The sequence below is a fragment of the Nocardioides aquaticus genome (genome assembly GCF_018459925.1).
Classification (GTDB): domain Bacteria; phylum Actinomycetota; class Actinomycetes; order Propionibacteriales; family Nocardioidaceae; genus Nocardioides; species Nocardioides aquaticus.
Genome location: NZ_CP075371.1, coordinates 1,563,788 through 1,589,081, shown reverse-complemented (window position 1 = coordinate 1,589,081; position 25,294 = coordinate 1,563,788). Strand labels below are relative to the sequence as shown.

Annotated in this window: 23 protein-coding genes and 2 pseudogenes; 5 read left to right on the top strand and 20 right to left on the bottom strand. The window is 75.3% G+C overall.

Translation table 11 applies throughout. From position 1 onward, the window contains the following. The 3 genes from ENKNEFLB_RS07690 to ENKNEFLB_RS07680 all read right to left on the bottom strand — a co-directional run bounded on the left by ENKNEFLB_RS07690 (position 1) and on the right by ENKNEFLB_RS07680 (position 3,911). Entirely contained in the window at positions 1-1,035 is a 1,035-nt protein-coding gene (locus ENKNEFLB_RS07690; protein WP_214058644.1) for a threonine aldolase family protein, read from the bottom strand. After that, positions 1,032-2,381, bottom strand: coding sequence for a class II 3-deoxy-7-phosphoheptulonate synthase (locus ENKNEFLB_RS07685; RefSeq protein WP_214058643.1), 1,350 nt, complete (start codon positions 2,379-2,381; stop codon positions 1,032-1,034). Before ENKNEFLB_RS07685 ends, ENKNEFLB_RS07690 begins: the two co-directional genes overlap by 4 nt. A 72-nt stretch (positions 2,382-2,453) precedes the next feature. After that, positions 2,454-3,911 (bottom strand): APC family permease, encoded by a 1,458-nt coding sequence (locus ENKNEFLB_RS07680; protein ID WP_214058642.1) that lies wholly within the window; start codon positions 3,909-3,911, stop codon positions 2,454-2,456. 148 nt (positions 3,912-4,059) lie between these two features. Here ENKNEFLB_RS07680 and ENKNEFLB_RS07675 point away from each other — a divergent pair, with 148 nt between their 5' ends. Beyond that, a complete protein-coding gene (locus tag ENKNEFLB_RS07675) occupies positions 4,060-7,620 on the top strand; it encodes an ATP-binding cassette domain-containing protein (RefSeq protein WP_214058641.1) in 3,561 nt (1,186 codons plus the stop codon). A 69-nt stretch (positions 7,621-7,689) separates the two neighbouring features. Here ENKNEFLB_RS07675 and ENKNEFLB_RS07670 read toward each other — a convergent pair whose 3' ends face one another. From ENKNEFLB_RS07670 to ENKNEFLB_RS07660, 3 genes are all read right to left on the bottom strand, one after another. Continuing rightward, positions 7,690-8,412 carry an MOSC domain-containing protein gene (locus ENKNEFLB_RS07670; RefSeq protein ID WP_214058640.1) on the bottom strand — a complete coding sequence of 241 codons (723 nt, stop codon included), beginning with the start codon at positions 8,410-8,412 and terminating at the stop codon, positions 7,690-7,692. A gap of 82 nt (positions 8,413-8,494) precedes the next feature. Continuing rightward, positions 8,495-9,520: an NAD-binding protein gene (locus ENKNEFLB_RS07665; protein ID WP_214058639.1), complete on the bottom strand. Its 1,026-nt coding sequence runs from the start codon at positions 9,518-9,520 to the stop codon at positions 8,495-8,497. 2 nt (positions 9,521-9,522) lie between these two features. After that, positions 9,523-10,551: a 6-phosphofructokinase gene (locus ENKNEFLB_RS07660; protein WP_214058638.1), complete on the bottom strand. Its 1,029-nt coding sequence runs from the start codon at positions 10,549-10,551 to the stop codon at positions 9,523-9,525. Between the two features lie 113 nt (positions 10,552-10,664). Between ENKNEFLB_RS07660 and ENKNEFLB_RS07655 the strand changes: the two genes are divergently transcribed. Next, entirely contained in the window at positions 10,665-11,480 is an 816-nt protein-coding gene (locus tag ENKNEFLB_RS07655) for a DUF1028 domain-containing protein (protein WP_214058637.1), read from the top strand. Then, entirely contained in the window at positions 11,477-11,968 is a 492-nt protein-coding gene (locus tag ENKNEFLB_RS07650) for a hypothetical protein (RefSeq protein ID WP_214058636.1), read from the top strand. Before ENKNEFLB_RS07655 ends, ENKNEFLB_RS07650 begins: the two co-directional genes overlap by 4 nt. A gap of 19 nt (positions 11,969-11,987) precedes the next feature. On the opposite strand, the gene ENKNEFLB_RS07645 is transcribed toward ENKNEFLB_RS07650, so the two are convergent. The 7 genes and pseudogenes from ENKNEFLB_RS07645 to ENKNEFLB_RS23005 form a co-directional block, all read right to left on the bottom strand. Continuing rightward, positions 11,988-12,905 carry a hypothetical protein gene (locus ENKNEFLB_RS07645; RefSeq protein WP_214058635.1) on the bottom strand — a complete coding sequence of 306 codons (918 nt, stop codon included), beginning with the start codon at positions 12,903-12,905 and terminating at the stop codon, positions 11,988-11,990. Continuing rightward, complete coding sequence (locus tag ENKNEFLB_RS07640; protein ID WP_214058634.1) at positions 12,902-13,420, bottom strand: GNAT family N-acetyltransferase; 519 nt, start codon at positions 13,418-13,420, stop codon at positions 12,902-12,904. Before ENKNEFLB_RS07640 ends, ENKNEFLB_RS07645 begins: the two co-directional genes overlap by 4 nt. After that, a complete protein-coding gene (locus ENKNEFLB_RS07635) occupies positions 13,413-14,060 on the bottom strand; it encodes a response regulator (RefSeq protein ID WP_214059379.1) in 648 nt (215 codons plus the stop codon). Before ENKNEFLB_RS07635 ends, ENKNEFLB_RS07640 begins: the two co-directional genes overlap by 8 nt. Positions 14,061-14,107: 47 nt before the next feature. After that, positions 14,108-14,626: a flavin reductase family protein gene (locus tag ENKNEFLB_RS07630; RefSeq protein ID WP_214058633.1), complete on the bottom strand. Its 519-nt coding sequence runs from the start codon at positions 14,624-14,626 to the stop codon at positions 14,108-14,110. After that, positions 14,623-15,822 (bottom strand): MacS family sensor histidine kinase, encoded by a 1,200-nt coding sequence (gene macS, locus ENKNEFLB_RS07625; protein ID WP_214058632.1) that lies wholly within the window; start codon positions 15,820-15,822, stop codon positions 14,623-14,625. Before macS ends, ENKNEFLB_RS07630 begins: the two co-directional genes overlap by 4 nt. Positions 15,823-15,827: 5 nt before the next feature. Next, positions 15,828-16,166 carry a lysophospholipid acyltransferase family protein gene (locus ENKNEFLB_RS23010; protein ID WP_338040975.1) on the bottom strand — a complete coding sequence of 113 codons (339 nt, stop codon included), beginning with the start codon at positions 16,164-16,166 and terminating at the stop codon, positions 15,828-15,830. A gap of 36 nt (positions 16,167-16,202) precedes the next feature. Then, positions 16,203-16,510 (bottom strand): annotated as a pseudogene (locus tag ENKNEFLB_RS23005) (lysophospholipid acyltransferase family protein); the annotation flags it as partial. A gap of 225 nt (positions 16,511-16,735) precedes the next feature. On the opposite strand from ENKNEFLB_RS23005, the gene ENKNEFLB_RS07615 reads away from it, so the two are divergent. After that, entirely contained in the window at positions 16,736-17,341 is a 606-nt protein-coding gene (locus tag ENKNEFLB_RS07615) for a hypothetical protein (RefSeq protein ID WP_214058631.1), read from the top strand. A gap of 224 nt (positions 17,342-17,565) precedes the next feature. On the opposite strand, the gene ENKNEFLB_RS07610 is transcribed toward ENKNEFLB_RS07615, so the two are convergent. The 7 genes and pseudogenes from ENKNEFLB_RS07610 to ENKNEFLB_RS07585 all read right to left on the bottom strand — a co-directional run bounded on the left by ENKNEFLB_RS07610 (position 17,566) and on the right by ENKNEFLB_RS07585 (position 23,221). Further along, entirely contained in the window at positions 17,566-18,840 is a 1,275-nt protein-coding gene (locus ENKNEFLB_RS07610) for an HNH endonuclease signature motif containing protein (RefSeq protein WP_214058630.1), read from the bottom strand. A gap of 198 nt (positions 18,841-19,038) precedes the next feature. Then, a complete protein-coding gene (locus tag ENKNEFLB_RS07605) occupies positions 19,039-19,962 on the bottom strand; it encodes an ROK family protein (RefSeq protein ID WP_214058629.1) in 924 nt (307 codons plus the stop codon). A gap of 29 nt (positions 19,963-19,991) precedes the next feature. After that, positions 19,992-20,930, bottom strand: coding sequence for an ROK family glucokinase (locus ENKNEFLB_RS07600; RefSeq protein ID WP_214058628.1), 939 nt, complete (start codon positions 20,928-20,930; stop codon positions 19,992-19,994). Next, on the bottom strand, positions 20,927-21,499 hold the full coding sequence (locus tag ENKNEFLB_RS07595; protein ID WP_214058627.1) for a hypothetical protein: 573 nt from the start codon (positions 21,497-21,499) through the stop codon (positions 20,927-20,929). The genes ENKNEFLB_RS07600 and ENKNEFLB_RS07595 overlap by 4 nt, the downstream gene beginning before the upstream one ends. After that, positions 21,496-21,804 (bottom strand): ArsA family ATPase, encoded by a 309-nt coding sequence (locus ENKNEFLB_RS22435; RefSeq protein WP_246535990.1) that lies wholly within the window; start codon positions 21,802-21,804, stop codon positions 21,496-21,498. The genes ENKNEFLB_RS07595 and ENKNEFLB_RS22435 overlap by 4 nt, the downstream gene beginning before the upstream one ends. A gap of 84 nt (positions 21,805-21,888) precedes the next feature. Further along, a pseudogene (locus tag ENKNEFLB_RS07590) lies at positions 21,889-22,697 on the bottom strand (ArsA family ATPase); the annotation flags it as partial. Between the two features lie 74 nt (positions 22,698-22,771). Continuing rightward, a complete protein-coding gene (locus tag ENKNEFLB_RS07585) occupies positions 22,772-23,221 on the bottom strand; it encodes an SRPBCC family protein (protein WP_214058626.1) in 450 nt (149 codons plus the stop codon). 190 nt (positions 23,222-23,411) lie between these two features. On the opposite strand from ENKNEFLB_RS07585, the gene ENKNEFLB_RS07580 reads away from it, so the two are divergent. Next, positions 23,412-25,241 carry an AMP-dependent synthetase/ligase gene (locus ENKNEFLB_RS07580; RefSeq protein ID WP_214058625.1) on the top strand — a complete coding sequence of 610 codons (1,830 nt, stop codon included), beginning with the start codon at positions 23,412-23,414 and terminating at the stop codon, positions 25,239-25,241. The last annotated feature ends 53 nt before the right edge of the window (positions 25,242-25,294 follow it).

Below are 25,294 nucleotides of genomic sequence, written 5' to 3'. Positions count from 1 at the left end.
TCAGGACGCAGCCAGGCGCCCCAGGACGGTGGCGGCGCGGTCGACCTGCGCGCGGGTGACGTCGAGGTGGGTGACCAGGCGGACCGTGGTGGGGCCGACCGCCGAGACCAGGACGCCCTGCTCGCGGGCCGCGAGCACGAAGTCGGCCGCGTCGCTGCGGGGCACGACCACGATGTTGGTGTCGACCCCGGCGGGGTCCACGCCCACGGCCTCGGCCAGCAGGCGGGCGTGCTCGTGGTCGTCGGCCAGCCGCTCGACGTGGTGCTCGAGGGCGTGCAGGCCGGCGGCGGCCAGGATCCCCACCTGACGCATCCCGCCGCCCATCCGCTTGCGCCAGACCCGGGCCTCGTCGGCCACCGCGCGGCTGCCGACCAGCACCGAGCCGATCGGCGCGCCGAGGCCCTTGGACAGGCACACGCTCAGGGTGTCGACCACGGCGCCGTACTCCCGCAGCGGCGTCCCGGTGGCGACGTGGGCGTTCCAGATCCGGGCACCGTCCAGGTGCACCGCGACCCCGACCCCGGTCGCCCACTCGCGCAGGTCCTGCAGGGCGCCCAGCGGGTTGACGGTGCCGCCGGCGAAGTTGTGGGTGTTCTCGACCGCGACCGCCGCGGTCGGCACGAAGTACGGCCCGAGGTCGGGGGCGTGGAGGCCCCGGACGGCGTCCAGGTCGACCAGCCCGCGCGGGTGGGTCCAGGTGCGGGTCGTCAGACCCGAGTACGCCGCGTGCGCGCCCAGCTCGGCGCGGACCACGTGGGAGGAGGACTCGCAGAGCAGCTCGCGCCCGACCGGGACGAGGGCCCGGACGGCCAGCACGTTGCCCATCGACCCGGTCGGCACGAACAGCGCCGCCTCGTGGCCGAACAGGTCCGCGACCCGCTCCTCGAGGGCCAGCACGGTCGGGTCCTCGCCGTAGACGTCGTCGCCGACCTCGGCCTCGGCCATGGCCGTGCGCATCGCCCGGGTCGGGCGGGTCACGGTGTCCGAGCGCAGGTCGACCGGGCGGCCGTCGAGGGCCGCAGAGGTGTCGCTCATGCCTGGCGCAGCATCTCCGCGACGAGGAAGGCCAGCTCGAGGGACTGCACCCGGTTCAGGCGCGGGTCGACCACCGACTCGTAGCGGTGGGCCAGGCCGGCCTCGTCGATCTCCTCGCCCCCGCCGATGCACTCGGTGACGTCGTCGCCGGTCATCTCGACCAGGATCCCGCCGGGCCAGGTGCCCAGGGAACGGTGCACGTCGAAGAAGCCCTGCACCTCGTCGACCACGTCGTCGAAGCGGCGGGTCTTGTAGCCCGTGCTCGACTCGAAGGTGTTGCCGTGCATCGGGTCGCAGACCCAGGCCACGTTGACGCCCTCCGCGGTGACCTTCTCCACCAGCTGCGGCAGGCCGTCCCGGATCTTGGAGGCGCCGAAACGGGTGATGAACGTCAGCCTGCCCGGGGTGTTGTCCGGGTTCAGCTTCGCCGCGAGGTCCAGCGCGTCGTCGGCCGTGGCCGTCGGGCCGAGCTTGCAGCCGATCGGGTTGCGGATGTGGCGGAAGTACTCCACGTGCGCGCCGTCGAGCTGGCGGGTGCGCTCACCGATCCACACGAAGTGGCCCGAGACGTTGTACGGCTCGTCGGTGCGCGAGTCGATCCGCGTCATCGCGTGCTCGTACTCCATCAGCAGCGCCTCGTGGCTGGAGTGGAAGTCGACGCGGCGCAGCTCCTGGGGGTCGGCCCCGATCGCGCGCATGAAGGACATCGCGCGGTCGATCTCGGCCGCGACCTGCTCGTAGCGCTGCCCGGCCGCGGAGGTGCGCACGAAGTCGGTGTTCCACTCGTGGACCTGGCGCAGGTCGGCGTACCCGCCGGTGACGAACGCGCGGACCAGGTTGAGGGTGGCCGCGGAGGAGTTGTAGACGTCGAGCAGGCGCTGCGGGTCGGGGATCCGGGAGGCCTCGGTGAAGTCGAAGCCGTTGACCGCGTCGCCGCGGTAGGCCGGCAGGGTGATCTTCTCGCCGTCGATCTCGCGGGTCTCCAGGTCAGAGGAGCGCGGCTTGGCGTACTGCCCGGCGAGCCGGCCGAGCTTGACCACCGGCACGGAGCCGGCGTAGGTCAGCACGACGGCCATCTGGAGCAGCACCCGCAGCTTGTTGCGGACGTTCTCGGCGGTGACGCCGTCGAAGGTCTCCGCGCAGTCGCCGCCCTGGAGCAGGAACGCCTCGCCGCGGCTGACCGCGGCCATCTTCGCGGTCAGGTCGTCGCACTCGCCGGCGAACACCAGCGGGGGCATCCGGCGCAGCCGCGCGACGGCGGCGTCGACGGCCGCGGCGTCGGGGTAGGTCGGCTGCTGCGCGGCGCCGATGGCGTGCAGGGCCGCGAGGTCGGGGAAGCTGCTCACACGCGCCAGGGTACGCGGGTCGCACCCGGCTCCCCGACCACGATCCCCGCCGTGGACGCGGGAGCTCCGGGGTCAGCCGCCGAGGCTGCCCACGTCGTCGAACCGGGCGCTGCGGTCGCGGGCCCGGCGGTTCACCAGCGCGGTGAGGCCCCACAGGACCACGCCGAGGACCAGCAGGCCCCCGCCGACGGAGTACTGGATCCAGTCCTCCCGGTCCCGGGCCCAGGGGCCCATCAGGAACGCGGAGGCCACCGCCCCGGCGTACGGGGTCCAGCGCGGGGCGCGGAAGCCACCGGGCACGTCCTGGTCGCGGCGCAGGACCAGGCAGGCGATGTTGACCACGGTGAACACCCCCAGCAGCAGCAGCGCCGTCGTGCCGGACAGCGCCGTGATCACCGAGGTCTCGGCCAGCACGGTCACGACCACGATCAGGCCGAGGGCCAGCACGGTCGAGAAGGCGATGCCGACCCAGGGCGTACGACGACCCGGCAGCACCTTGCCGAGCGAGCGCGGCAGCACGTCCTGGCGGGCCATGCCGTAGAGCAGCCGGCTGGCCATCAGCATGTTGATCAGGGCGGTGTTGGCCACCGCGACCACGGTCAGGAACGGGAAGATCGTGCCGATCGGGAGGTCCGGCGCGCCGAGGCGGACCACGTTCAGCAGCACCTTCCCCTCCTGGCTGGCGACCCGCTCGAGGTCGCCCGCAGGCACGACCGCGATCACCGAGATCGCGACCAGCACGTAGAAGACGACCGCGATCCCGAGCCCGGTGAGCATCACCTTGGGGAAGGTGCCGTGCGGGTCGTGGGTCTCCTCGACCATGTTGACCGAGTCCTCGAAGCCGACCATGGCGAAGAACGCGATGGCGGTGGCGACGGTGACGGCGAGGAACAGGCCCCGGTCGGAGTCGGACTCGAAGGCCACCACCCGCGACATGTCGGCGTCGCCGCGCACCATCACCGCGAAGCCGATCCCGATCACGACGACCAGCGCCAGCATCTCGATCAGGGTCAGCACGACGTTGAAGACGACCGACTCCCCCACCCCGCGCAGGTTCACCAGCGCCAGCAGCAGCATGAAGCCCAGCGCCACGCCGGTGATGGCCAGCTGTCCCTGGGGCACCGACCAGCCGACCCCGTCGAGCCCGGCGAGCAGGTTGGTGGCCAGCAGGTTCGCCGAGGTCGAGGCGCTGGTGATGCCCGAGCAGATCACGGCGAAGGCGACCAGGAACGTCACGAAGTGCACGCCGAACGCCTTGTGGGCGTAGAGCGCCGCGCCGGCGGCCTGCGGGTGCTTGGTGACCAGCTCCAGGTAGGACAGCGCGGTCAGGGTGGCCACCCCGAAGGCGATCAGGAACGGCAGCCAGACGACGCCCCCGACCTCGAGCGCCATCTCGCCGGTCACGGCGTAGATGCCGGCACCGAGGATGTCGCCGACGATGAAGAGAAGGAGGAGCTTGGGCCCCATCACCCGCTTGAGCTCGGGCTCCTCGATGACGTGGTCCTGGGTGTCGGCTGCGGTCGAGCCCATCGGCCCCTCCTCGAGATCGGGTGCCCCACTAAAGCGCCTGCGGCACGCCCACGTCGACCACCGCGCCCGGCCAGTCGCACCCGGTCCGGGCTCCGGGCGAAAAGCAGGTGAGCGCTGTCGGTGCGGTGGCGTAGCGTCCCTCCACGCCATGACCACCACGCGCCCCGCCCCCGACCACCTCGACGAGGGCACCCCGGTGCAGCCCGTCGACCGGCCCGAGCGGCGCCTCGACCTGGCCCGGCTGCGGGGGCCCGCGAGCGTGCTCGCGGTCTCCGTCGCCGCCGTGGCCGCCCTCGGCCAGGCCCTCGGCACGGTCGTCGCGGGCCAGGTCGCCGAGAGCCCCACGGGGATGCTGGTGGGCGCCCTGGCGCTGTGCCTGGTCGGCGGGGCGCTGCTGGACACCGTCGGCCGCACGGTCTGGGCCGCCGTCGTCGACCGCGCCGAGGGCCGGCTGCGCGCCGACCTGCTGGCCGCGGCCCTGCTCCAGCCGCTGGAGGTGCTCTCCGACCAGGCGGTCGGCGAGGTCCTGGACCGCGTCGACGACGACACCTACGAGGTCGGCTCGCTGCTGCGCCAGTCCGCGTGGGACGCCCTGCGCACCGCGCTGGTCACCGTGCCGATGTGGGTCGTGGCCGGGCTGACCTGGTGGCCGGCCTGGATCCTGTTCCCGCTCTTCACCATCGCGGCGCTGGCGCTCGTCCGCCCGCTGCTCGGCGAGGTCGCCCGCCGCAAGGTCCTGGAGGAGATGGCCTGGACCGACCACGCCGCGGTGATGGAGGAGGGGATCGCCGGTCGCGACGACCTGCGCACCAGCCTCGGCCAGCCCTTCCTGATGCGCCGCTCGGCCGAGCTGACCGCGCTGGTGCACCGCCGCTTCGACGACGTGCTGCGGCTCGAGACCCAGATGACGCGCCGCACCGGCGTCCTGCTGCACGCGCTGCTCGCCGGCATCGCGGTGGCCGGGGTCGCCCTGGCCACCGCCGAGCGGCTCTCGGTGGGCGAGCTGGTCACCCTGTTCCTGGTCACCTCGACCTTCGTGGGCCAGATCGACCAGCTGGCGCGGCACCTGCCGGACCTCCAGGCCGGACTGGGCGCGGTCATCCGGCTGCGCCAGCTGCTCGCCGCGCCCGAAGAGCCGGTCGGCGGCCGGGACCTGCCCGAGGGCGCCCTGGACCTCGAGCTGCGCGGGCTGTCGTACTCCTACCCCGGCGCCGGGGGCCCGGTCCTCAGCGACGTGCGGGTCTCCCTGCCGGCCGGGCGCACCTGCGCGCTGGTGGGCCGGACCGGCTCGGGCAAGTCGACCCTGGTCTCCCTGGTCTCCCGCGCCGCCGACCCGCCCCCGGGCACCGTGCTGCTCGGCGGCCGCGACGTGCTCGACGTCGACCTGCAGCACCTGCGCCGCGCCGTCGGGGTGGTCAGCCAGCGCACCGAGATCCTGGCCGGGACCCTCGCCGAGAACATCGCGCTCTTCGGCGCGGTCCCCCGGGCCCGGGTCGAGGCGGCCGTCGTCGAGCTGGGCCTGGAGGACTGGGTGGCCGGCCTTCCCGCCGGCCTGGACACCCCGCTCGGCCCCGGCGGCACGACGCTCTCGGCCGGCGAGGAGCAGCTGGTCGCCTTCGCCCGGCTCCTGGTGCGCGACGTCAGCGTCGTGGTGCTCGACGAGGCCACCGCCCGGATGGACCCCCACACCGAGGCCCAGGTCGTGCGCGCCGCCGACCGGCTGCTGGCCGGGCGGACCGGCCTGCTCGTGGCGCACCGGCTGGCGACCATCCAGCGCGCCGACCACGTGGTGGTGCTCGAGTCCGGCCGGGTGGTGCAGCAGGGGCCGCGGACGGTGCTGGCCGGCGAGTACGGTCCGCTGCGCCGCCTGATGCAGGCCGCCGCCACCCCCAGCGACCCCGCCCCGAGCACCCTCGACGAGCCCGACGAGCCGGCGGCCCCGGTCGCGGCGGCCGCCATCGGCGGCGTCCGGCGGACCGGTCCCCCGCCGCCGCTGCGCGACCCCGGCCACGGGCCGAGCCTGTCCCGCACCGTGGTGCGCGCGCTGTCCATCCACCCGACGTGGGGCCTGTTCCCCGCCGGGCTCTTCCTGCTGACCTCGCTGGTCGGCTCGTTCGGGGCGCTGACCGGCCTGGCCTGGGGCGAGCTGGTCCAGGGCCTGCAGGAGGGCCGGGACACCGGGACCACCACCGTCGCGCTGGCCGTGGCCGTGGTCGTCTCGCTGATGGCCGCGCCGCTGCTGCTGGCCTCGGCGATCCGGCGCTACCCGCGCTGGTGGGTCGCGGTGATGCTGCGGGTGCGCCAGTCCGTGCTGGTGGCCCAGACCCGCCAGCACCGCCTGCGCCGCACCCCGCCCGGCGAGGCCGTGGCCCGGGCCATGGACGCCGACCGGCTGGCCCGCTACGCCGACCGCTGGGTCGACGTGCTGAACGGGCTCGGCGTCGTCGTGGTCACCACCCTGCTCAGCGGCAGCCTGCTCGCCGGCGGGGTGCTGATGACGGTGATGGGCGTCTCCGCCGCCGCCTCGGCGCTGGGCTCACCCGTCGCCGGCCGCTCGGCCGCCGCGGCGTCGACCTCGCGCGCCGACTTCGGCCGGTCCCTGGTCTCGGCGCTGGAGTCCGCGCGCACCGTCAAGCTCGCCGCCGCCACCCCGGCCGTGCACGCCCACCTGCTGCGGGTGGACGGCGGCCGGGTCGACGCCGCGGTCAAGGAGCACCGGGTGCAGGCGCTGCTGGCCGGCGTGCCGGTGCTGATGGTGCAGGCCGGGGTCGTCGCCGCCTGGGCGGTGCTGCTGCTCGGCGGGTGGGAGCTGGCGACGGCGCTGCTGGTGGCCGGCGCCGTCACCGGCTTCGACTGGTTCGGCCGGGTCGCCGGCGCGGTGATCACCGAGGCGCCGGGCGTGCGCGCCTGGGCCCGCGCGACCTCCCGGCTGGCCGGCGGCGACGAGATGATGATGGTGCCCGCCGGGATCGACCTGGTCTCCGGCGCCGCCCCCGCCCCGGACCTCGCCGGTGAACCGGTCCGCCTGCGCGAGCTGCGGGTCAGCGGCCTCGGCGCGATCCACGACGACGGCACGATCGGCGTCTCCGGCGTCGACCTGCACGTCGGGCCGGGCGAGCTGGTGCTGCTGCTGGGCCAGGTCGGCTCCGGCAAGTCCAGCCTGCTCTCGGCCCTGGCCGGCCTCGTGGAGCACACCGGCAGCATCCGGTGGAACGGCCACGAGGTGGAGGACGCCGAGACCTTCCTGCGTCCCGGCCAGGTCGCCCACGTCGCCCAGGTGCCGCGGGTGCTGTCGGGGACCTTCGCCGACAACGTCGCCCTCGACCACGCCGACCGCTCCCTGCACCCCGCGGTCGACGACGCCCGGCTGGGCCGCGACCTCGACGAGGCCGGCGGGCCGGACGCCGTCGTCGGCCACCGCGGCGTACGCCTGTCCGGCGGGCAGGTGCAGCGCCTGGCGCTGGCCCGGGCGCTCGCGGCCGAGACCGAGCTGCTGCTCGCCGACGACGTCTCGAGCGCGCTCGACGCCACCACCGAGGTCGAGCTGTGGGCCGCGCTGCGCGCCCGCGGCACCGCCGTGCTCGGCTCCACCTCGAAGTGGGCCGCTCTCACCCAGGCCGACCGGGTCGTGGTGCTCGTCGACGGCGAGGTCGCCGCGACCGGGCCGTGGAGCGACCTCGCCCCGTCCTGGGGCCACCTGGCCGGCTGAGGCCCGGGACGTCATACGGACGGCGGCGTGGTCACCGCCCCCTCCGTCTGACGTCCCGCGCGGTGGGTGTCAGGTCAGCGGCTCCGCGGTGACCAGCTCGTCGCCGACGCGCACCGTGCCGGGGACGCTCACCGAGCCACCGACCGCCAGGTTGCCGCCGTGCTCGCGGTGGATGCCGCGCAGCACCTCGCGGTCGACCTCGATGCCGTCGGGCTGCGCGCGGGTGACCATCACGCACCGCGGGACCGGCGTGGTCACCGCGACGGTCGCGGCGCCGATCCGTACGGCGTGCCCGACGAGGCCGTCCTCCCCGGCCTCGTCGACCACCACGTTGGCGCGGAACCTGCGGGTGGGCTCACCGTCCATGCTGGCGGTGGACAGCACCGTGACCGTGGCGCCCGCGGAGTCGTGGAACGCGCCGCCGGCCCCGGTGAACGGGCCCCACGAGGCCGCGGCCTCGGTCTCGGTGTCGTCGGGGTTCTCGTACCGCCGCTCCTCGACCTCCGCCATGGACCGCAGTGCGACCGGGCGACCGAGCCACGCCGACAGCGCGGCGTCGTCGGCGGCGACCGAGCCGTCGGGCAGGACGACCTCCACCCCGTCGGGCGTCGTCCGGGCAGAGGCGAACAGCATCTGCGGCTCGCGCCGCGCGGTGAGCCCAAACCCGGTCCCGAGGTCGAAGATCGCGTACCGGCGGTCCCCCTCGATGCCCAGCTCCCCGAGGGCGGCCTCGTCGAGCCGCTCGCCCTGCAGGGACTTCACCGGGAACCGCCACAGCTCCGTCACACGCATGTCCGCTCCTCGCACCCGGGGTCTCCTGATCCCGGCCACGCTAGCGACGCCCGGCGGCGCGTGAGCCGCCCGATCGGACGGGTCACCCGACGGCCGTGACGATCTCCTCGGCGGTCAGCCGTCGCTCCCCGACGTAGTAGAGGGTCGCGTCACCCGACAGGGTCGACTCCCAGCGCGGGTCGAGGAGCGCCCCGCCGCGGCGCACCGCGATCACCGTGACGGCGTGGGTGCGTCCCAGCCCCTCCTGCACCCGGCCGAACGGCACCTCGCCCAGCGCCGCCGGCAGCGGGGCGCTGTAGGTGTTGCGGCCCCCGTAGGTCATCAGGTCGGCGTAGACCTGGGAGATGCCCGGGTCCTCGAGCTCCTCGGTGACCAGCCGCGGCGAGTGCCACTGCACGCAGCTGACGTCCGGGTCGACGTAGGACAGGTTGCGGGCGGCCGACATGTCGCGCAGCGTCACCACGGCGTGCACGTCCGGGTTGACATGCATCGCGGCGACCGTGAGCGCGAGCGCCTCGTTGTCGTCGCGGGCGTCGACGAGCAGCCGGGCGGCCCGCTGCACCCCGGCGCGTCGCAGCACCTCCTCGTCGGTCAGGTCGCCCCGGACGAACACCACCTCGTCGCGCTCGGGCATCGGGTGCTCCGGCACGTCCTCCCAGGCGCACAGCACGACCTGGGTGCGCCCCTCCGCGGTGTACTCGTCGACGAGCCGTTCGGTGCGACCGGGCGTGTACCCGATGATCACCAGGTGCCCGGACACCTCGGTGTCCGCCAGACCCTTCATGCGTCGTCCCTTCGCGTTGTCGAGGGCCACCGAGACCCGGGTGAACAAGGTGGTCAGCGTGACGATCCCACCGAGGATGACGTACGCGCCGACCACGTGGCCGGTCGCCGAGACCGGGAAGTGGTCCCCGTAGCCGACGGTGGCCGCGGTCACCACGAAGTACCACCAGTAGTTCTCGGGGGCGGTGATGGTGTTGCTGGCCGGTTCCGCCAGCACCATCAGCGGCCAGCTGGTGAGGAACACGAACGAGATGATCAGGGCGGGCAGGGCCCAGGCCCGGGTCCGTCCCAGCCGGCGCAGGGCTCGCGAGAGCAGCAGGGTCATGGTCAGCCGAAGAAGACCTCGGCCTCGGCGTACTCCGCCGGGCTCACCAGCTTCAGCTCGGCGGTGCCCTCGCTGAGCGGCACGCGCTCGATGCGGGTGCCGCGCAGCGCCATCATCGTGCCGAAGTCGCCGTCGGCGACCGCGTCGGCGGCCTGCAGGCCGAAGCGGGTGGCCAGCCACCGGTCGAAGGCGGTGGGGGTGCCGCCGCGCTGGACGTGACCGAGCACGACCGCGCGGGCCTCCTTGCCGGTGCGGTGCTCGATCTCGGAGGCGAGCCGGTCGCCGATGCCGCCGAGGCGGACGTGGCCGAAGGCGTCCTTCTCACCCGACGAGAGCGTCATGTCGCCACCCGCGACCGGGACGGCGCCCTCGGACACCACGACGATCGGGGCGTACTCGCTCTTGAAGCGGGTCTCGACGTGCGCGCAGACCGCGTCGATGTCGAAGGGCTGCTCGGGGATCAGCACCGCGCTGGCCCCGCCGGCGAGGCCGGCGTGGAGCGCGATCCAGCCGGCGTGGCGGCCCATCACCTCGACGACGAGCACCCGGTGGTGGCTCTCCGCGGTGGTGTGCAGGCGGTCGATGGCGTCGGTGGCGATGTTGACGGCCGTGTCGAAGCCGAAGGTGAAGTCGGTGCCGGACAGGTCGTTGTCGATGGTCTTCGGCACGCCGACCACCTTGACCCCGGCCGCGGCGAGCGAGGTGGCCACCCCGAGGGTGTCCTCCCCCCCGATCGCGACCAGCGCGTCGACGCCGGCCGCGGCGAGGTTCTCCTTGATCCGCTCGACCCCACCGTCGACGGCGAGCGGGTTGGTCCGCGAGGAGCCGAGGATGGTGCCGCCGCGCGGGAGGATGCCCCGGCACTGGTCGATGCCGAGCTCCATGGTCACGCCCTCGAGCGGGCCGCGCCAGCCGTCGCGGAAGCCGACGAAGGTGAAGCCGTGGTCGCGGACACCCCGCCGCACGACGGCGCGGATGACCGCGTTCAGCCCGGGGCAGTCACCACCCCCGGTGAGCACTCCGACGCGCATGGACGGTCCTCCTTGGTTCCTCCGGACGAGACGGGGGCGACCCTACTGTGACCCGGCCCACGCGCGACGCGCCCGTCCAGGGCGCGGCCCCGTGGGTCTCCTAGTCTCAGGGCATGACCTTCTCCATCGTGGCCCGCTCCGAGGACGGCGACTCCTGGGGCGTCGCCGTCGCCTCCAAGTTCCTCGCCGTCGGCGCGGTCGTGCCGGCCGCCGTCGCCGACGTCGGCGCGCTGGCCACGCAGGCCGACGCCAACGTGGCCTACAAGGGCCTGGCCCTCTCCCACCTCGACGACGGCGCGACCGCGCCGGTCGCCCTGCAGCGTCTGCTCGAGGAGGACCCGGGTCGCGCCGACCGGCAGGTCGGCATCGTCGACGTCGACGGGGGCGCGGCCTCCCACACCGGCGAGGACTGCATCCCCTGGGCCGGCGGCCGTACCGGTGACGGGTACGCCGTCCAAGGCAACTGCCTGACCGGGCCCGAGGTCGTCGAGGCCCTCGAGACCGCCTGGCTGGCCTCCGACCCGACCGCTCCCCTCGGCCAGCGGCTGCTCGACGCGTTGAGCGCGGCCGACGAGGCCGGCGGCGACAAGCGCGGCCGGCAGTCCGCGGCGCTGCTGGTGGTCCGGGACGGGGCCGGGTACGCCGGCGGCGACGACGTCGACGTCGACCTGCGGGTCGACGACCACCCGGCCCCGGTGCCCGAGCTGGCCCGGTTGCTGGACCTGAACACGCTCTACCTGACCGCCTCGACCGAGGAGGAGAAGGTACCGGTCGACGACGCCGTCCGCGCCGAGCTCGAGGCCCACGCCACCGCGGCCGGGCACCCCGACGTGGCCACCTGGGTCGGCACCGAGAACTACGAGATGCGGGTCGCCGACGACCTGACCTGGGTCGACCGTCGGATCCTGGCCGTGGTCCGCGGAGGATGAGCCGCCTGGTCTGGGACGTCGAGGCGCTCCTGGCCGGGCTCGACGGCGGGACCCGGCCCCAGGCCCTCTGGGACGCGGCGCTGACGGCCGTGGCGCAGGCACCCGGGCCGGTGAGCGAGGTGGCCGTGGTCGACGCCCCTGCCGGGGCCGTGCTGTGGGACGCCGAGACCCTCGGCGCCCCGCGCCCGCTCGAGCACCGGGGCGACGTCGCGTCGCTGCTGACGGAGGTCGGGGCCACCGACCCGCGGACCTGGGCCGGGGTCCTGGAGGGGCGGTACGCCGCCGGCAGCCTCGGCTCGTACCTCGTCGCGCGGGCGACCCGGGGCCTGGAGCACGTCGCCCTCACCGGCCCGGCCAGGAGCGCACCGGCCCTCGCCGGGCTCCCGGACGAGGCGCTGCCCGCGGTCGTCCCACCCGGTCCCGTCGGGACGACCGACGCGGCCTGCTGTGCCGGGCTGCGGGTCCCGCTCCTCCTGCTGCCGGCCTGAGAGGCCGACGCGGGCCGGGTCAGTCCTCCTCGAGCGCGTCCCGGACGGCCTGCGCCGCGTCACGGTCGGCCGTCGCGGTCGCGGTCACGCGGGCGGCCTCCTCGGCGGTCTCCTCGGCGTCGGCCAGCTCGTCCTCGGCCTCCTCGGCGGCCGACTCGGTCTCCGCCAGACGGCGGCGCAGCTCCTCCAGCTCGGACTGCAGCTGCAGGCCCCGCGCCTCCAGCTGCGCGACCTCCTCCCGGGCGGCCGCCTCCTCCTCGGTGGCGGCGACCAGCTGGTCCTCGGCCTCCGACAGGGCCTCGTCCGCGGCGGCGACCGCCTTGAGGTGCGCGTCCGGGTCGGGCACGACGTGCATCCCGTGCCGGCCCTCGACCCCGGCGGCACCGTCGATCTCCGGCCCGTCCTCGCGCCCGGAGGCGGCGAACCCGAGCGCCTCGGGGGCGGCCAGCGCGGCGGCGACGTCGGTGGACCCCACCCCGGTCGACGCCAGCGGCGCCACGAGCAGCCCGCTGCGCACCGCCGCCGCGCAGTCGGCGTCGACCATGGCCGCGGTCAGGGTCGCCTCGACCTGGTCGCCCACCGCCCCGGTCACCTTCACCCCCAGGCCCCGGGCGACGGCACGCGCCCGCGTGGTCACCGCGGCGGTCACCTGGCGGCGCTGCCGCGTGAGGGCCCGCAGCTCGTCGGCCGACATCGCGCGCTGGGCCTCCCGCAGGGCCTCGCCGACGGCGAGGAGCTGGTCGACCTGCTCGGTCTCGCCGCGCACGAGCTGGTTGACCACCCAGGCCGCGGTGGCCGGCTTGCGCAACGCCTTGACGGCCGTGGCGAGCGCGCGGTCCTCGGCTCGCAGCTCGCGGGCGCGGGCGTCCCGGGTCGGGGTGAAGTCGCCCAGGGGGAGGCCGTAGAGCCGGTCGGCGACCTCGAGCAGCGTGGTCACGCCCCGGATCCTGCCAGGACCGGCTCGCCCAGGACGAGCTCGACCTCGACCGGGTGCGGCGGGTGGACCGCCGCCCGCTCGGTGCCGGTGCGACGCCACCCGCGGCGCCCGTACAGCCCGAGCGCCCGCTCGTTCAGGCGCAGGCACCACAGTCGTGGCTGGCCCCCGCGGGCGCGGACACCGTGGACGGCTCGGTCCAGCAGCGCCGAGCCGAGCCCCGTGCCCCACGCCTCGGGGCGTACGGCGACCTGCCGCACCCAGGTGTCGTCGTGGGCCACGAACCCCAGCGGCTCCGCGCCGCCCGGGCCGTCCCGCCCGACGACCCACGCCGCGACCCCGGGCTCCTGCAGCGCGGTGACCCAGCGCTGCTCGACCACGGCGTCGGGGAAGGGGTACGTCGCCGGCGGGAACACGTGCGCCAGCGCCGCCAGGTTCGCCGCCCGCTCGAGGTCGCGCAGCAGCACGGCGTCGGCCGGGCCCGCCCGGCGCCACCGCCACCCCGCAGGGTCAGGCACGCGGGTCGTCCGGCTCGCCGTCCAGGCCCTGCTCGATCGCCCACCGGGTCAGCTCGACCCGGTTGTGCAGCTGCAGCTTGCGCAGCGTGTTCTGCACGTGGTTCTGCACCGTGCGGTGGGAGAGCACGAGGCGGTCGGCGATCTGACGGGCCGACAGCCCGGTCGCCACCATCCGCAGCACCTCCGTCTCCCGCTCGGTCAGCTGCGGGCGCTCGGGGCCGGGCGCGGGCTCGGAGAGCCGGCGGTACTCCCCCAGCACCAGCCCGGCCAGCCCGGCGGTGAAGACGGCCTCGCCGCGGGCGACCCGGCGTACGGCGTCGACCAGCTCCTCCCGGGAGGCCGACTTGACCAGGTAGCCGGTGGCGCCGGCCTTGACCGCGGCGAGCACGTCGTCCTGCTCGCCGGACGCCGAGAGGATCAGCACCCGCGCCGACGGGTCGTGCGCGAGCACCTGGCCGGTCACCTCCACCCCGGACGGCGGCGGGATCTGCAGGTCCAGCACCACCACCTGCGGACGGGCCGCCGGGAAGCGGGCGACCGCCTCGGCGCCGGTGGCCGCGACGGCGACGACGTCGAAGCCGGCCGCGGCCAGGTCGCGCTCGACGGCGTCGCGCCACATCGGGTGGTCGTCGACCACCATCACCCGCAGGGCCTGCGCGGCCTGGTCGGCCTGCGCCTCCGGTGCCGTCACGACGTCTCCCCCTCCAGGCGGCGGTAGCGGCCGCGGTGGTGCAGCAGCGGCGCCGGGCCGGCGTCCCCGGCCACAACCTCCTCCACGACCAGCCGCAGCTGGCGCGACCACCCGACCTCGTCGGTCGACTCCAGCCGGAGCCCGGCCCAGGTGCGGTCGCCGGCCAGCCGCGGGCCCCAGGCGGTGTCCTCGAAGGTCGCCTGCCGGAACAGCCCGCCGGGCGCGGGGGCGGCGCCGGCGAAGGCCTCGGCCAGGTCGCGGTCCTCCCAGCCGAGCAGCTGGAGCACGGCGGTGCCGACCTCGGCGACGGTGTCGGCGAGGTCGGAGTCGGGATCGACCAGGGCGAGCACCCGGGCCGGCTCGCCGTGGGCGACGACGACCGAGGTGACGGTCAGCCCCGCCCGGCTGGCGCCGGCGCCGCTGGTCAGCAGGGTGACGCCCGAGGCCAGCCGGCCGCGCAGCCGGCGTACGGGGTCGGGGTCGGCGGCGAAGGGGTGGGTGGTGTGGATGGTCACGCGTGCTCCCGGGGTACGGCGAGGCGCCACGTCGTGCCGTGGCGGCCGGTGTCCAGGGTGGCGGTGCCCCCCAGGTCGGCCACCCTGCCGCACACCGACTCCCGCACACCGAGGCGGCCCTGCGCGGCGGCGTCGTCGAGGCGCCCCTCGGCGATGCCGGGGCCCTCGTCGCGCACCGACACCGCCACCTCGTCGCCGAGGTCCTCGAGCAGCACCCAGGCCCGGGCGTCGTCGCCGACGTGGCGGGCGACGTTGTCGAGGCAGGCCACCACGGCCGCGACCAGCTCGTGGGCCGTCACCGGCGGGGCCGGGACCACCCCGCCCGGCAGGACCACCTCGACCCCCGGGCGGGCGCCGAGCGAGGCCAGCAGGGCGGCCACGTCGACCGGCTCCCCGGGAGCCAGGGCCGACCCGTCCGGGCCGTACGGGCCGTACGGGCTCCCGTCGCCGCCCGCACCGGGCGAGCCGCCCGCCGCGACCGCGTCCTGCGCCCGGATCAGGCGACGCAGCCCGCGCTCCTGCTCACCGGCCAGCCGGCCCAGGTCGGTGGCGTGCGGGCCGAGCTCGCCGGCCCGCCGCTGCACCAGCGCCAGCACCTGCAGTGTCCCGTCGTGCACCGCACGCGCCAGTCGGGCGCGCTCCGCGGCCGTCGCCGCCGCCCGCTCGGCCCGGTCGCGCTCGTCGGCCATCTGCTGCAGGGACCCGGTGAGGTAGCCGACGACGGGACCGCCGACGACCAGCAGGAACGCGTTGCCGTAGACGGTCAGGGTCACGTCCGGCCGCAGCGCCAGGTCGACCCCGGCCAGCACGACCCCGGCGACCAGCCCGCCCGCGGTACGCAGGTGGATCGCCCAGGCGAACAGCACGGCCATGATCCAGAAGCCCGGCACGGTGGCGGCGAAGTCAGGGCCCTTGACCCACGGCCCGGCCAGCAGGACCCCGAGGGCGACCGCCAGGTCCAGACCGAGCAGGACCGGTCCCCGGCGGGCCGGGGAGGCGTACCCCCAGGTCGCGACGCCCGTCCACACCGTCATCAGCACCAGGCAGGCGACCACGCCGGCGGGCCGTGCGGCGCCGTCGAGGGTCCACAGGCCCACGCCCCAGGCGTTGAGCAGCACGACGAGCCGGAGCCCGGCCAGCGCCCGCAGCAGCCGGCCCTCGACCGCGACGGCCCCGGCGGCCCGGGTGGCGGCCATCGGCGTCAGGACGCCTTGCGCTGCCCGGAGGCGACGTCGGCCGAGCCGGCGCGGTCCTTGGCCCGGCCCTGCTCCTTCGCCAGCTCCTTGGTCTGCTCCTTGGCGAGCTCCTTGGCGCGGGCGGCGTACTGGTCGACGTACTCCTGCCCGGACAGGCGCATGATCTCGTACATGATCTCGTCGGTGATCGAGCGCAGGATGTAGCGGTCGTTCTCCATCCCGGCGTAGCGGGAGAAGTCCAGCGGGGCGCCGAAGCGGACGACCGGGCGGGTGATCGCGCCGAACTTCTTGCCCGGGGGCGCGACGGTGTCGGTGCCGACGACCGCCACCGGGATCACCGGCACGCCGGCCTCCAGCGTGAGTCGCGCGACGCCGGTCTTGCCGCGGTAAAGGCGGCCGTCGTGCGAGCGGGTGCCCTCGGGGTAGATCCCGAACAGCTCCCCCGCTCCAGCACCCTCCTCGCGGAGAGCATCGCGCCCTCGGCGGCGTCCCGGCCGCCGCGGTCGATCGGGATCTGGCCGGCCCCCGAGAAGAAGGTCTTCTGGAGCCAGCCCTTGACCCCGCGGCCGGTGAAGTACTCCGCCTTGGCCACGAAGCTGACCCGCCGCGGCAGGGCGTTGGGCATGAAGAGCCAGTCGGCGTACGACAGGTGGTTGCTGGCCAGGATGGCCGCACCCTCGGTCGGCACGTGCTCGAGGCCGTGGGACTGCGGCCGGAAGACGATGCGGAGCAGCGGCCCGATCGCGATCCACTTCAGGAACCAGTAGAACAAGCCGACACCTCTCCCTCGTCTGCGCGGCGTCGGCCCGGTCCGGCGTCCAGCGGGCTCACCCTAGTCCCTGGAGGACGCCCGGGGCACCGGTGCGGAGCGGGCCCGGACTTGCTCCGCCCGTGGGTCGCGTAGCCTCGCACCGTGGCTGGCGGTACGCAGGACCCCGGACCGGCTCCGGAGGAGCCCACCGACGCGAACGACCCGGTGGACGGCACGGTGGACGGCACGAGCATCGGCCCGGACGCCGACCCCGCCCCGCCCGGACCCCCGGCCGACGACGACGCCGCGTGGGCCTCGATCGTGGCCAACTTCGGCGAACGCGCCACGCTCGACGAGCCCGGCCCGCCCCGGCCCCCGGGCTCCGAGCAGCACCCGGCGGGCACCGACCCGGCCCGGCTGCGACGCCTCTTCGAGCCTTTCGACCGCCCGGCCCCCCGCGCCGGCGAGGGTGGCGACCCGCCGCCCCGACCCGGCGACCCCGACGCCGACCTGGCCAAGGCCCCGGACGCCCCCTTCGTGCCGCCCGCCCCGCCGCCGGTGCCGCCGACCACCGCGGACCGCCGCGCGGCCTGGGCCGGCGTGATCGGTGCCCCCGCCGTGCTGCTGGTCTCGCTGCTGCTCGGGCTGGCGCTGCCGACCGTCGTCACGCTGGCACTGGTCGCCGCGTTCATCGCCGGGTTCGTCTACCTGGTCTGGAAGATGCCGCGCGAGCCGCGGGACCCGTACGACGACGGCGCCCGCGTCTAGCCGAGATGACGCTCGCGGACAGCCGAGATGACGCTCGCGGCGCCTCGAGGTGACGGTTCCGGACAGCCGGGTACGCCGGTGGTCGGGGGTCGAGGAACGAGCGCCGAACCACGGTGGTCGAGGGGCGAGCGCAGCGAGCGTCTCGAGGCCATCCCCCGCAGGTCGATGGGTGATCCCCGTGCACCTGGTGAGTGCAGATCACCCATCGACCGAGCTGGGTCGGCCTAGGTCCGCCGGTGGAAGGTGACCTCGTTGTCGGCGTGGACCTTCATGTCGTAGGCCGGGTCGTGGGCCCGGGCGTGGTGGTGGGGGCAGAGCAGGCGTCCGTCCTCGATGTCAGTCAGGCCGCCTTCGGAGAACAACGTGTCGTGGTGGGCGTGACACAGACCCGGCGGCCAGTCACAGCCCTTCGCGGTGCAGTGCTTGTCGCGGGCGTGCAGGGCGTAGGTCTGGGCTGCGGTGAACCGGCGTCGGGCCCGGCCCTGGTGCAGGACCTCGCCGTTGCCGCCGAGGACGACGGGGATGATCCGTGCCTCGCACGCCAGGCGCATCGCCTGGGCGGCGGTCATCGGGGTCCCGTCATCGAGCGTCGCGGTCCCCAATGCGGTGGTGAGGAGGTCGAAGGTGGTGGTCGTGATGAACGTGCCGTCGGTGCGCCCCAGCTTCGGGGCGTTTGTGCGGGGGTAGTTCTCGATGAGCTCGCAGAACGCCTCACCCAGCTTCTGCGCCGACGGGCGGCCCTTGACCCATTCCCGTTTCTGCCCGGACTCAGCGTCGGGGGTGCAGTTCACGTGGCCGGGGGCAGCGAACCCGTGGAGGAGCTTCTGCAGCATCTGCCCTTGGACTTCGGGGATCGTGAACCGCCCGTGCGCGGTGCCGTGGCCGTCGAACGACAGCGTGAACCGGCGTTTCTGCGCGGCCTTCGCCTCAGCGGCTTCGAGCCTCTTGCGGTCGATCTCCTCACCGACCTGCGGTGCGATCAGGGTCGGGATGTGCGCCCCCAGCTGCCTCAGCTCGGCGGGATCGAACTCGACCGCGTACCCGACCAGGGCCTCCTCGGCTTGTGTCACCAACCCCGCGTCGAGGTCGTCGGGGAGGTCCTCCAACGCGTTCACGACCACGCGGACCTGGTCGGGATTCATGACACCGGCCGCGAGCGCGTCACGGACCTTCGTCCACCGGGTCTCGAGTGCGGTCGCGAGCCTGACCTGGGCAGCGGACACGTTCTTCTGCGACCGGGTGGCGTTCGCTGCCCACACCCCGGTGGAGGTGCACCCGGTGTCAGCGCCGACCTGGACCTCCTCAGCGTGGGCCAGGACGGCGAGCTTGAAGGAGGCGACCTTGGCTTCCAGCACCGCCAGCGACTGGATGGTGTCGCGGGTGGTGGCGGCATCCAACGCGAACAGGGGCCGCTCCGCCAACGCCGTCACGCTCGCCGACAGGGCGCGGACACCGGCCGGCACGGGGTGTGCGGTGGTGGTGTCCTTGGTGGTGGCCATGGATCAATCCAAGCACTCGCCACCGACAGTCCTGGGGTGTTTCCACAGGTCAGGGGTGGTTATGCCCGCCCAGCACGGATACATTCGATCAAAGGTTCGTTAACAGGATTTAGTGACGGTCTCGAGACGCTCGCTGCGCTCGCCCCTCGACCACCGAGGCGCTGCGCTCGCTCCTCGACCACCGGAGCCGAGCGCCGCCTACCGCCGGTCGAGTCCCGTCGCCAGCCAGGCGGCGCCGATCGCGCCGGCGTGGGGGCCCATCGTGGCCTGCACCATCGGCGGCACCTCGCGGTGGTCGCCGGCGTAGAGGGCGCGGCGCATCGCGACCCGGGCGGGGCCGAGGAGGAGGTCCCCGACCTCCGAGACCCCGCCGCCGACCAGGACCAGCGCAGGGTCGAGCACGGCGATCAACGAGGCGGTGCCGACGCCGAGCCACTCCCCCACCGAGGCGAACGCCTGGCGCGCCGAGCCGTCCCCGGCGCGGGCGGCCGCGGTGACGTCGGGGCCCGCGGTCAGGTCGGGCCGGGTGTGGGCGACCAGCCGCACCAGCGCGTTGCCGCTGGCGTACTGCTCCCAGCAGCCGCGCAACCCGCACTCGCACGGCAGGCCCTGCGGCACGACCTGCTGGTGACCGAGCTCGCCGGCCATGCCCTGGCGCCCTCGGACCAGCCGGCCACCGATGCTGATCGCACCGCCGATACCGGTGCCGACGGTGATCATCACGACGTCGTCGACGCCGCGGGCGGCGCCGTGGGCCTGCTCGGCCAGCAGGGCGCAGCTCGCGTCGTTCTCGAGTGCGACCGGCACCTGCCAGCGCTGCTCCAGCTGGGCGTGCACCGGCTGCTCGCGCCAGGGCAGGTGGGTGGCGAAGCGGACCACGCCGTCCGGCCCGACCAGCGCCGCCGCCGAGACGCCGACCGCGGCAACGGGTCGCCCGTCGGCGACCTCGTCCAGGACCCGGGACAGGGCGTCCTCGATCTCGCCCGGGGTGGCGGTACGCCCCGGGGTCGCCGTGCGAGCGGTCCGCACGACCCGCCCGTGGTCGTCGGTCTCGACCCCGAGCACCTTGGTGCCGCCGACGTCGATGCCGACGACGAGCCCCCGGCCCGGGTCGGCCGTCACCGGGGCCGCCACCGCGGCCGCCACCGGGGTCAGCGCCGGGCCAGGTCGGCGGCGCCGATGACGCCGGCGTCGTTGCCGAGGGTGGCCTGCACGATCTGCGGCAGCGGGCGGTAGCCGGTGCCGATGACCTGGTCGGCGAAGGCGGCGCGGGTCGGGTCGAGCAGCAGGTCGCCGGCCTCGCTGACGCCACCGCCGATCACCACGACCCCGGGGTCGAGGACGGCGCAGATCGACGCGATGCCCTCGCCGAGCCAGCGGCCGAGCCCGGCCAGGCAGCGCAGCGCGAACGGGTCGCCGTCCCGGGCCGCGGCGGTGATCGCCAGACCGGTGATGGCCTCGGCGTCCCCGCCCGCGGCGGCGACGAGCACGGCCGCGCCGGGGTCGGTCGCCGCGGCCTCGCGGGTCTGGCGCAGCAGCGCGCGGCCGGAGGCGTACTGCTCGAGGCAGCCGTGCCGACCGCAGCCGCAGGGCAGCCCGTCCGGCACCACCCGCATGTGCCCGATCTCGGCCGCCACGCCCGAGGCGCCGCGGTAGAGCTCGCCGTCGACGACGACGCCCCCGCCCACGCCGGTGCCGACGGTGACCAGCAGGAGGTCGTCGAAGGCGCTCCCCGCACCGAACGCGAACTCGCCCCAGGCCGCGGCGTTGGCGTCGTTCTCGACCACCACCGGCAGGTGCGTGCGCTCCTGGAGGTCCTCACGGAGCGCGCGGTCGCGCCAGGCGATGTTGGGCGCGAACATGACCACCGAGCGCCCGGAGTCGATGTAGCCGGCGGCGCCGACCCCGACCCCGGTCAGCGCGTGCCGTGAGCCGAGGTCGGCCACCAGGCCGACGATGGCGTCCTCGATCGCCTCGGGGTCCTCGGCCGGGGACACCACCCGGCGGTGCTCCAGGACGGTGCCGTCCTCGGCCACCACGGCGCCCGCGATCTTGGTCCCGCCGACGTCGATGCCGCAGGTCAGGCTCACCGGTGCTCCTCCTGGGACCCGGGGGCCCCGTGCTCATCGTGCTCATCGTCGTGCTCGTCGTGCTGGTCGAGGTCGATCCGCTCCACCCCCGGGCCGGGTGGCCGGGGCGGGCGTGCGGGGCGCGGCGGCGGGGACGCCTCCGGGTCGGTGGGCTGGTCGAGCTGGTCCACGAGGGCGGTGCCCGCGGCCAGCAGCGACCGGGCCGCCGTCACCAGGTGCGAGCGGACCTCCGGCGTGGTCTCCCGGACGGCGTGGATCGCGCGGCAGACCGGGCAGATCCGGCAGTCCTCACCGCCCGTCGCGACGTGCAGGTCGGCGTCGCGCAGGGCACCCATCGCGTCGGCAGCCAGCGCGGCCAGCCCGTCCCCGCTCCACCGGCCCCGTCCGGCACCCTCTTGCGGGCCCTGCTGCGGGCCCTGCTGCGGACCCGGCGCCTGCTCGGTCCGGCCGGTGGTGAACATCTCGGAGAAGGCGTCGAACAGCTTCGCCGCCTCCTCGCCGACCGACCCGACCTCCTCGTACGGCTCCCCGTACGGCCCGTCGGGTCCGTCCGCCCGTCCCGCGCTCACCGGGCCACCGCGCTCTCGGGGGCAGCCTCGCTGGGGGCCGCCGGCCGCACCCCGGGCCGGGCGCCGGCATCCGTCGCCTGGAACCGCACGCGCAGACCGCCCTCCTCGACGCCGGCACCCCGGACCGCCATCCGGGCCAGGACGCCGGGCAGGGCGAGCACGCGGCGGTAGGCGCCGACGGTGACGACGAGGTCGTCGCCGCTGCGGGCGAGGTCGACCTGGTCCGCGTCGGCGAACGGCAGGGAGAGGTGCAGGGTGGCCCCGCCGCTCCAGCGCTCGACGCGGAACGGCGCCGCCGCGGTCACCGCACCGAGCGGGTCGCGACCGGCGTACAGGTTGAAGGCGAGGTCACGCAGCGCGGCGACGCCGACGGGCTCGGCCGACGCGTACCCCGCGCGCCACAGGGGCAGGCCCTCGAACGACGACTCCGCCTCGGCCAGCACGCCCTCCTGCGCGCGCACCCAGCCCTCCCGCCAGGCGTCCCCGGGGCCGGCGGGGAAGACCCGGTTGGCCACGACGCCGTCGACGCGGTAGCCGAAGAGCGACAGCGTCGTCCAGGACCGTCGGGCCTCGGCCAGCACGACGGACTCGGGGTGAGCACCAGGCGTACGGAGGCCTCGGGGCCGGTCAGCAGGGCGCGCACCTCGGCCAGCTCCAGCTGCAGCCGCTCGGCGGCACCGGCGACCTCGGCGTCCGGCGCAGGCACGCCCGTGGCCCGGCTGAGGAGCGGTGCGAGGGCGCGCACGACGCGCCGGTCGGCGGGCACCACCTTGCGGAGGTACCAGCCCAGCGCCTCGGGGAGCGCCAGCAGGCGCAGCGTCTCGGCGGTGGGCGCGCAGTCGACGACGACGGCGTCCCACTCCCCCGACAGCACCTGGCGGCGCAGCTCGAGCAGGGCCAGGACCTCCTCGGCGCCCGGTACGACCGTCAGCTCCTCGGCGGTGACCGGGTCGAGGCCGGCGAGGTGCAGCACGTCGAGCAGGTAGCGCTGGACGACCGACCAGGACTCCTCGAGCCCGCGCTGGGCGTCGACCTGCTGCACGTGCAGGTGGGGCGCGACCGGCGTCGGCTCCGGGCCGACCGGGACCCCGAAGGCGTCGGACAGGGAGTGCGCGGCGTCGGTGGAGAGCACGAGGGTGCGACTGCCGCGGGCCGCCGCGAGCGCGGCCGTGCCGGCGGCGACGGTGGACTTGCCCACGCCACCCTTGCCGGTGAACAGCACGACGCGCACGATCGGTCCTGACCCTGGTCCTGTGTCTGGGCTTCCGGCGCTCAGGCCAGCTGCTCGACGCGCTTCTTCAGACCCTTCAGCGCGGTGTCGATGAGGATCTTCTCGCCCTTGCGCTTCAGCATCCCGATCAGCGGGATCGAGACGTCCAGGGCGAGGCGGTAGGTGACCTCGGTGCCGCCGGGGACCTCGCGCAGGACGTAGGCGCCGTCGAGGGAGCGCAGCATCTTGCCCTCGACCAGGCTCCAGGAGACCTGCCGGTCGCCGTCCCAGGTGTAGGCCAACGTGTACTCGTCCTTGATCGGGGAGACGTCGAGGACGAAGAAGACCCGGTCGGCGCGGCCTGCCGCGGGGCCGTCCCCGACCCGGTCGAGGACCTCGGCGCGCTTCATCCCGGTCGCCCAGGCGGGGTACGACTCGAAGTCGGCGATGACGGCCATGACCTCGGCGGGCGTCGCGTCGACGACGAGGGACGACGTGGTCTGCTCCGCCATGCTCACACCCTTCCGATGCTGCGCGGGCACGCGGTCGCGACGGGGCGCGACCGGGGTGCCGGACGATCGGCGAGACTACCGGACGCCCCGGGCGTCCCACCGGATGGCGTCCCCCGGCCGGCAGCGCAGTAGCCTGCCCCCGCCGCCACCAGCGGCGGCGCCGGACCAGCGAGACCAGCGAGGAGGAGCCGTGCGGGAGTACTCCACCCCCCGGACCACCCCCGCGCCGCTCACCGGCAGCCTCACCGACGACCTGCTGACCAACGCCGACCAGGCGCCGACCGCGGTCGCCCTGCTGCGCCGCACCACCGCGTCCGACGGCACCTGGGACGAGGTCACCACCACCGCCCTCCGCGACGAGGTCGCCGCCGTGGCCCGGGGCCTGCTCGCCGCCGGGGTCCACGCCGGCGACCGGGTCCTGATCGCGGCCCGCACCCGGTGGGAGTGGACCGTCGTCGACTACGCGCTGTGGTGGGTCGGGGCCATCAGCGTCCCCCTCTACGACTCCGTCTCGGTCGACCAGCTGGCCCGGGTCCTCGCCGACGCGCCGGTCGTCGCCGCCGTGGTCGGCGACACCGCTGTCGCCGACCGGCTCCGCGAGGCCGCCGGCACGGGCGTCCCCCGCCACACCTGGGTGCTCGACGACGGCGGGCTCGACGCACTGGTCACGGCCGGGCGCGGGCCGGACGCCCCGGACGACGAGGCGCTGGAAGCCCGTCGGGCCGCGGTCGGGCCCGACGACCTGGCCACGCTCCTGTTCACCTCGGGCACCACCGGGCGGCCGCGCGGCTGCGAGCTCACCCACGGCCAGCTGATGGCCGGCGCCCAGGCCTGCCTGGACGGCCTGCCGGAGCTCTACCGCACCCCGGACCCCGACGACGAGGACGACGACGGACCCTCGACGCTGCTGTTCCTCCCGCTCGCGCACGTGCTGGCCCGCTCGGTGCAGGTGGCGTGCGTCCGCGCCCGCGTCCGGATCGCCCACGGCTCGGACCTGCGCCGGCTGACCGACGACCTGCAGCAGGTCCGCCCGACCTTCGTGCTGGCCGTGCCGCGCGTCCTGGAGCAGCTGTTCAACACCGTCTCGCTGCGCGCGGCCGCCGACGGCCGGGGACGCGTCTTCGAGAAGGCGGCCGACACCGCCATCGCCTGGTCCCGCGCACGCGAGCGCGGTCGGGTGCCGGCCCGGCTCCGCGCCCGGCACGCGGCGTACCAGCGCCTGGTCCGCACCCGCCTGCACGAGGCCCTCGGCGGGCGCTGCCGGCACGCCGTCTGCGGCGGCGCGCCGCTGGGCGAGCGGCTCGGCCACTTCTACCGCGGCATCGGGATCAGCGTGCTCGAGGGCTACGGCCTCACCGAGACCGCCGGCGCGGTGACGGTCAACCAGCCCGACGCCACCCGGATCGGCACCGTGGGTCGGCCGCTGCCCGGTGCCGGCGTGCGGATCTCCGACGAGGGCGAGCTGCTGGTGCGCGGGCCCCAGGTCTTCCGCGGCTACCACGGCCTGCCCGGGCTGACCGCCGAGGTGCTGACCGCCGACGGGTGGCTGCACACCGGCGACGTGGGCGAGGTCGACGACGAGGGCTTCGTCCGGGTCACCGGCCGTCAGCGGGAGATCTTCGTGACCGCCGGCGGCAAGAACGTCGCCCCCGCGGTGCTCGAGGACAAGGTGCGCGCGCACCCGCTGGTCAGCCAGTGCCTCGTGGTCGGCGACGGGCGCCCGTACGTCGGGGCGCTGGTCACCCTCGACCCGGACGCCGTCGCGCTCTGGGCCGAGCGGCACGGCACGTCGAAGGACCCCGCGAAGCTGGTCTCCCACCCGGCCCTGCTGGCCGACGTGCAGGCCGGCGTGGACGAGGCCAACCTCGCGGTGTCCAAGGCCGAGTCCGTCAAGCGCTTCCGGGTGCTGCCGCGGGACTGGACCGAGGAGGACGGCGACCTGACGCCCAGCCTGAAGCTGCGCCGCTCGGTGGTCCTGCGCCGCCACCGCGACGCCATCGAGAGCCTCTACGAGGCCTGAGGGGCACCCTGCCGCAGGCCCCTCCCGACAGCGCTTTTTTCCTGATTCCACCA

Excerpts from the sequence above, each read along its gene's own strand:
- ENKNEFLB_RS07690 (WP_214058644.1), bottom strand. The coding sequence starts at position 1,035 with ATGAGCGACACCTCTGCGGCCCTCGACGGCCGCCCGGTCGACCTGCGC.
- ENKNEFLB_RS07680 (WP_214058642.1), bottom strand. The coding sequence starts at position 3,911 with ATGGGCTCGACCGCAGCCGACACCCAGGACCACGTCATCGAGGAGCCC.
- ENKNEFLB_RS07675 (WP_214058641.1), top strand. The coding sequence starts at position 4,060 with ATGACCACCACGCGCCCCGCCCCCGACCACCTCGACGAGGGCACCCCG.
- ENKNEFLB_RS07670 (WP_214058640.1), bottom strand. The coding sequence starts at position 8,412 with ATGCGTGTGACGGAGCTGTGGCGGTTCCCGGTGAAGTCCCTGCAGGGC.
- ENKNEFLB_RS07665 (WP_214058639.1), bottom strand. The coding sequence starts at position 9,520 with ATGACCCTGCTGCTCTCGCGAGCCCTGCGCCGGCTGGGACGGACCCGG.
- ENKNEFLB_RS07660 (WP_214058638.1), bottom strand. The coding sequence starts at position 10,551 with ATGCGCGTCGGAGTGCTCACCGGGGGTGGTGACTGCCCCGGGCTGAAC.
- ENKNEFLB_RS07655 (WP_214058637.1), top strand. The coding sequence starts at position 10,665 with ATGACCTTCTCCATCGTGGCCCGCTCCGAGGACGGCGACTCCTGGGGC.
- ENKNEFLB_RS07650 (WP_214058636.1), top strand. The coding sequence starts at position 11,477 with ATGAGCCGCCTGGTCTGGGACGTCGAGGCGCTCCTGGCCGGGCTCGAC.
- ENKNEFLB_RS07635 (WP_214059379.1), bottom strand. The coding sequence starts at position 14,060 with ATGGTGGTCGACGACCACCCGATGTGGCGCGACGCCGTCGAGCGCGAC.
- macS (WP_214058632.1), bottom strand. The coding sequence starts at position 15,822 with ATGGCCGCCACCCGGGCCGCCGGGGCCGTCGCGGTCGAGGGCCGGCTG.
- ENKNEFLB_RS07610 (WP_214058630.1), bottom strand. The coding sequence starts at position 18,840 with ATGGCCACCACCAAGGACACCACCACCGCACACCCCGTGCCGGCCGGT.
- ENKNEFLB_RS07585 (WP_214058626.1), bottom strand. The coding sequence starts at position 23,221 with ATGGCGGAGCAGACCACGTCGTCCCTCGTCGTCGACGCGACGCCCGCC.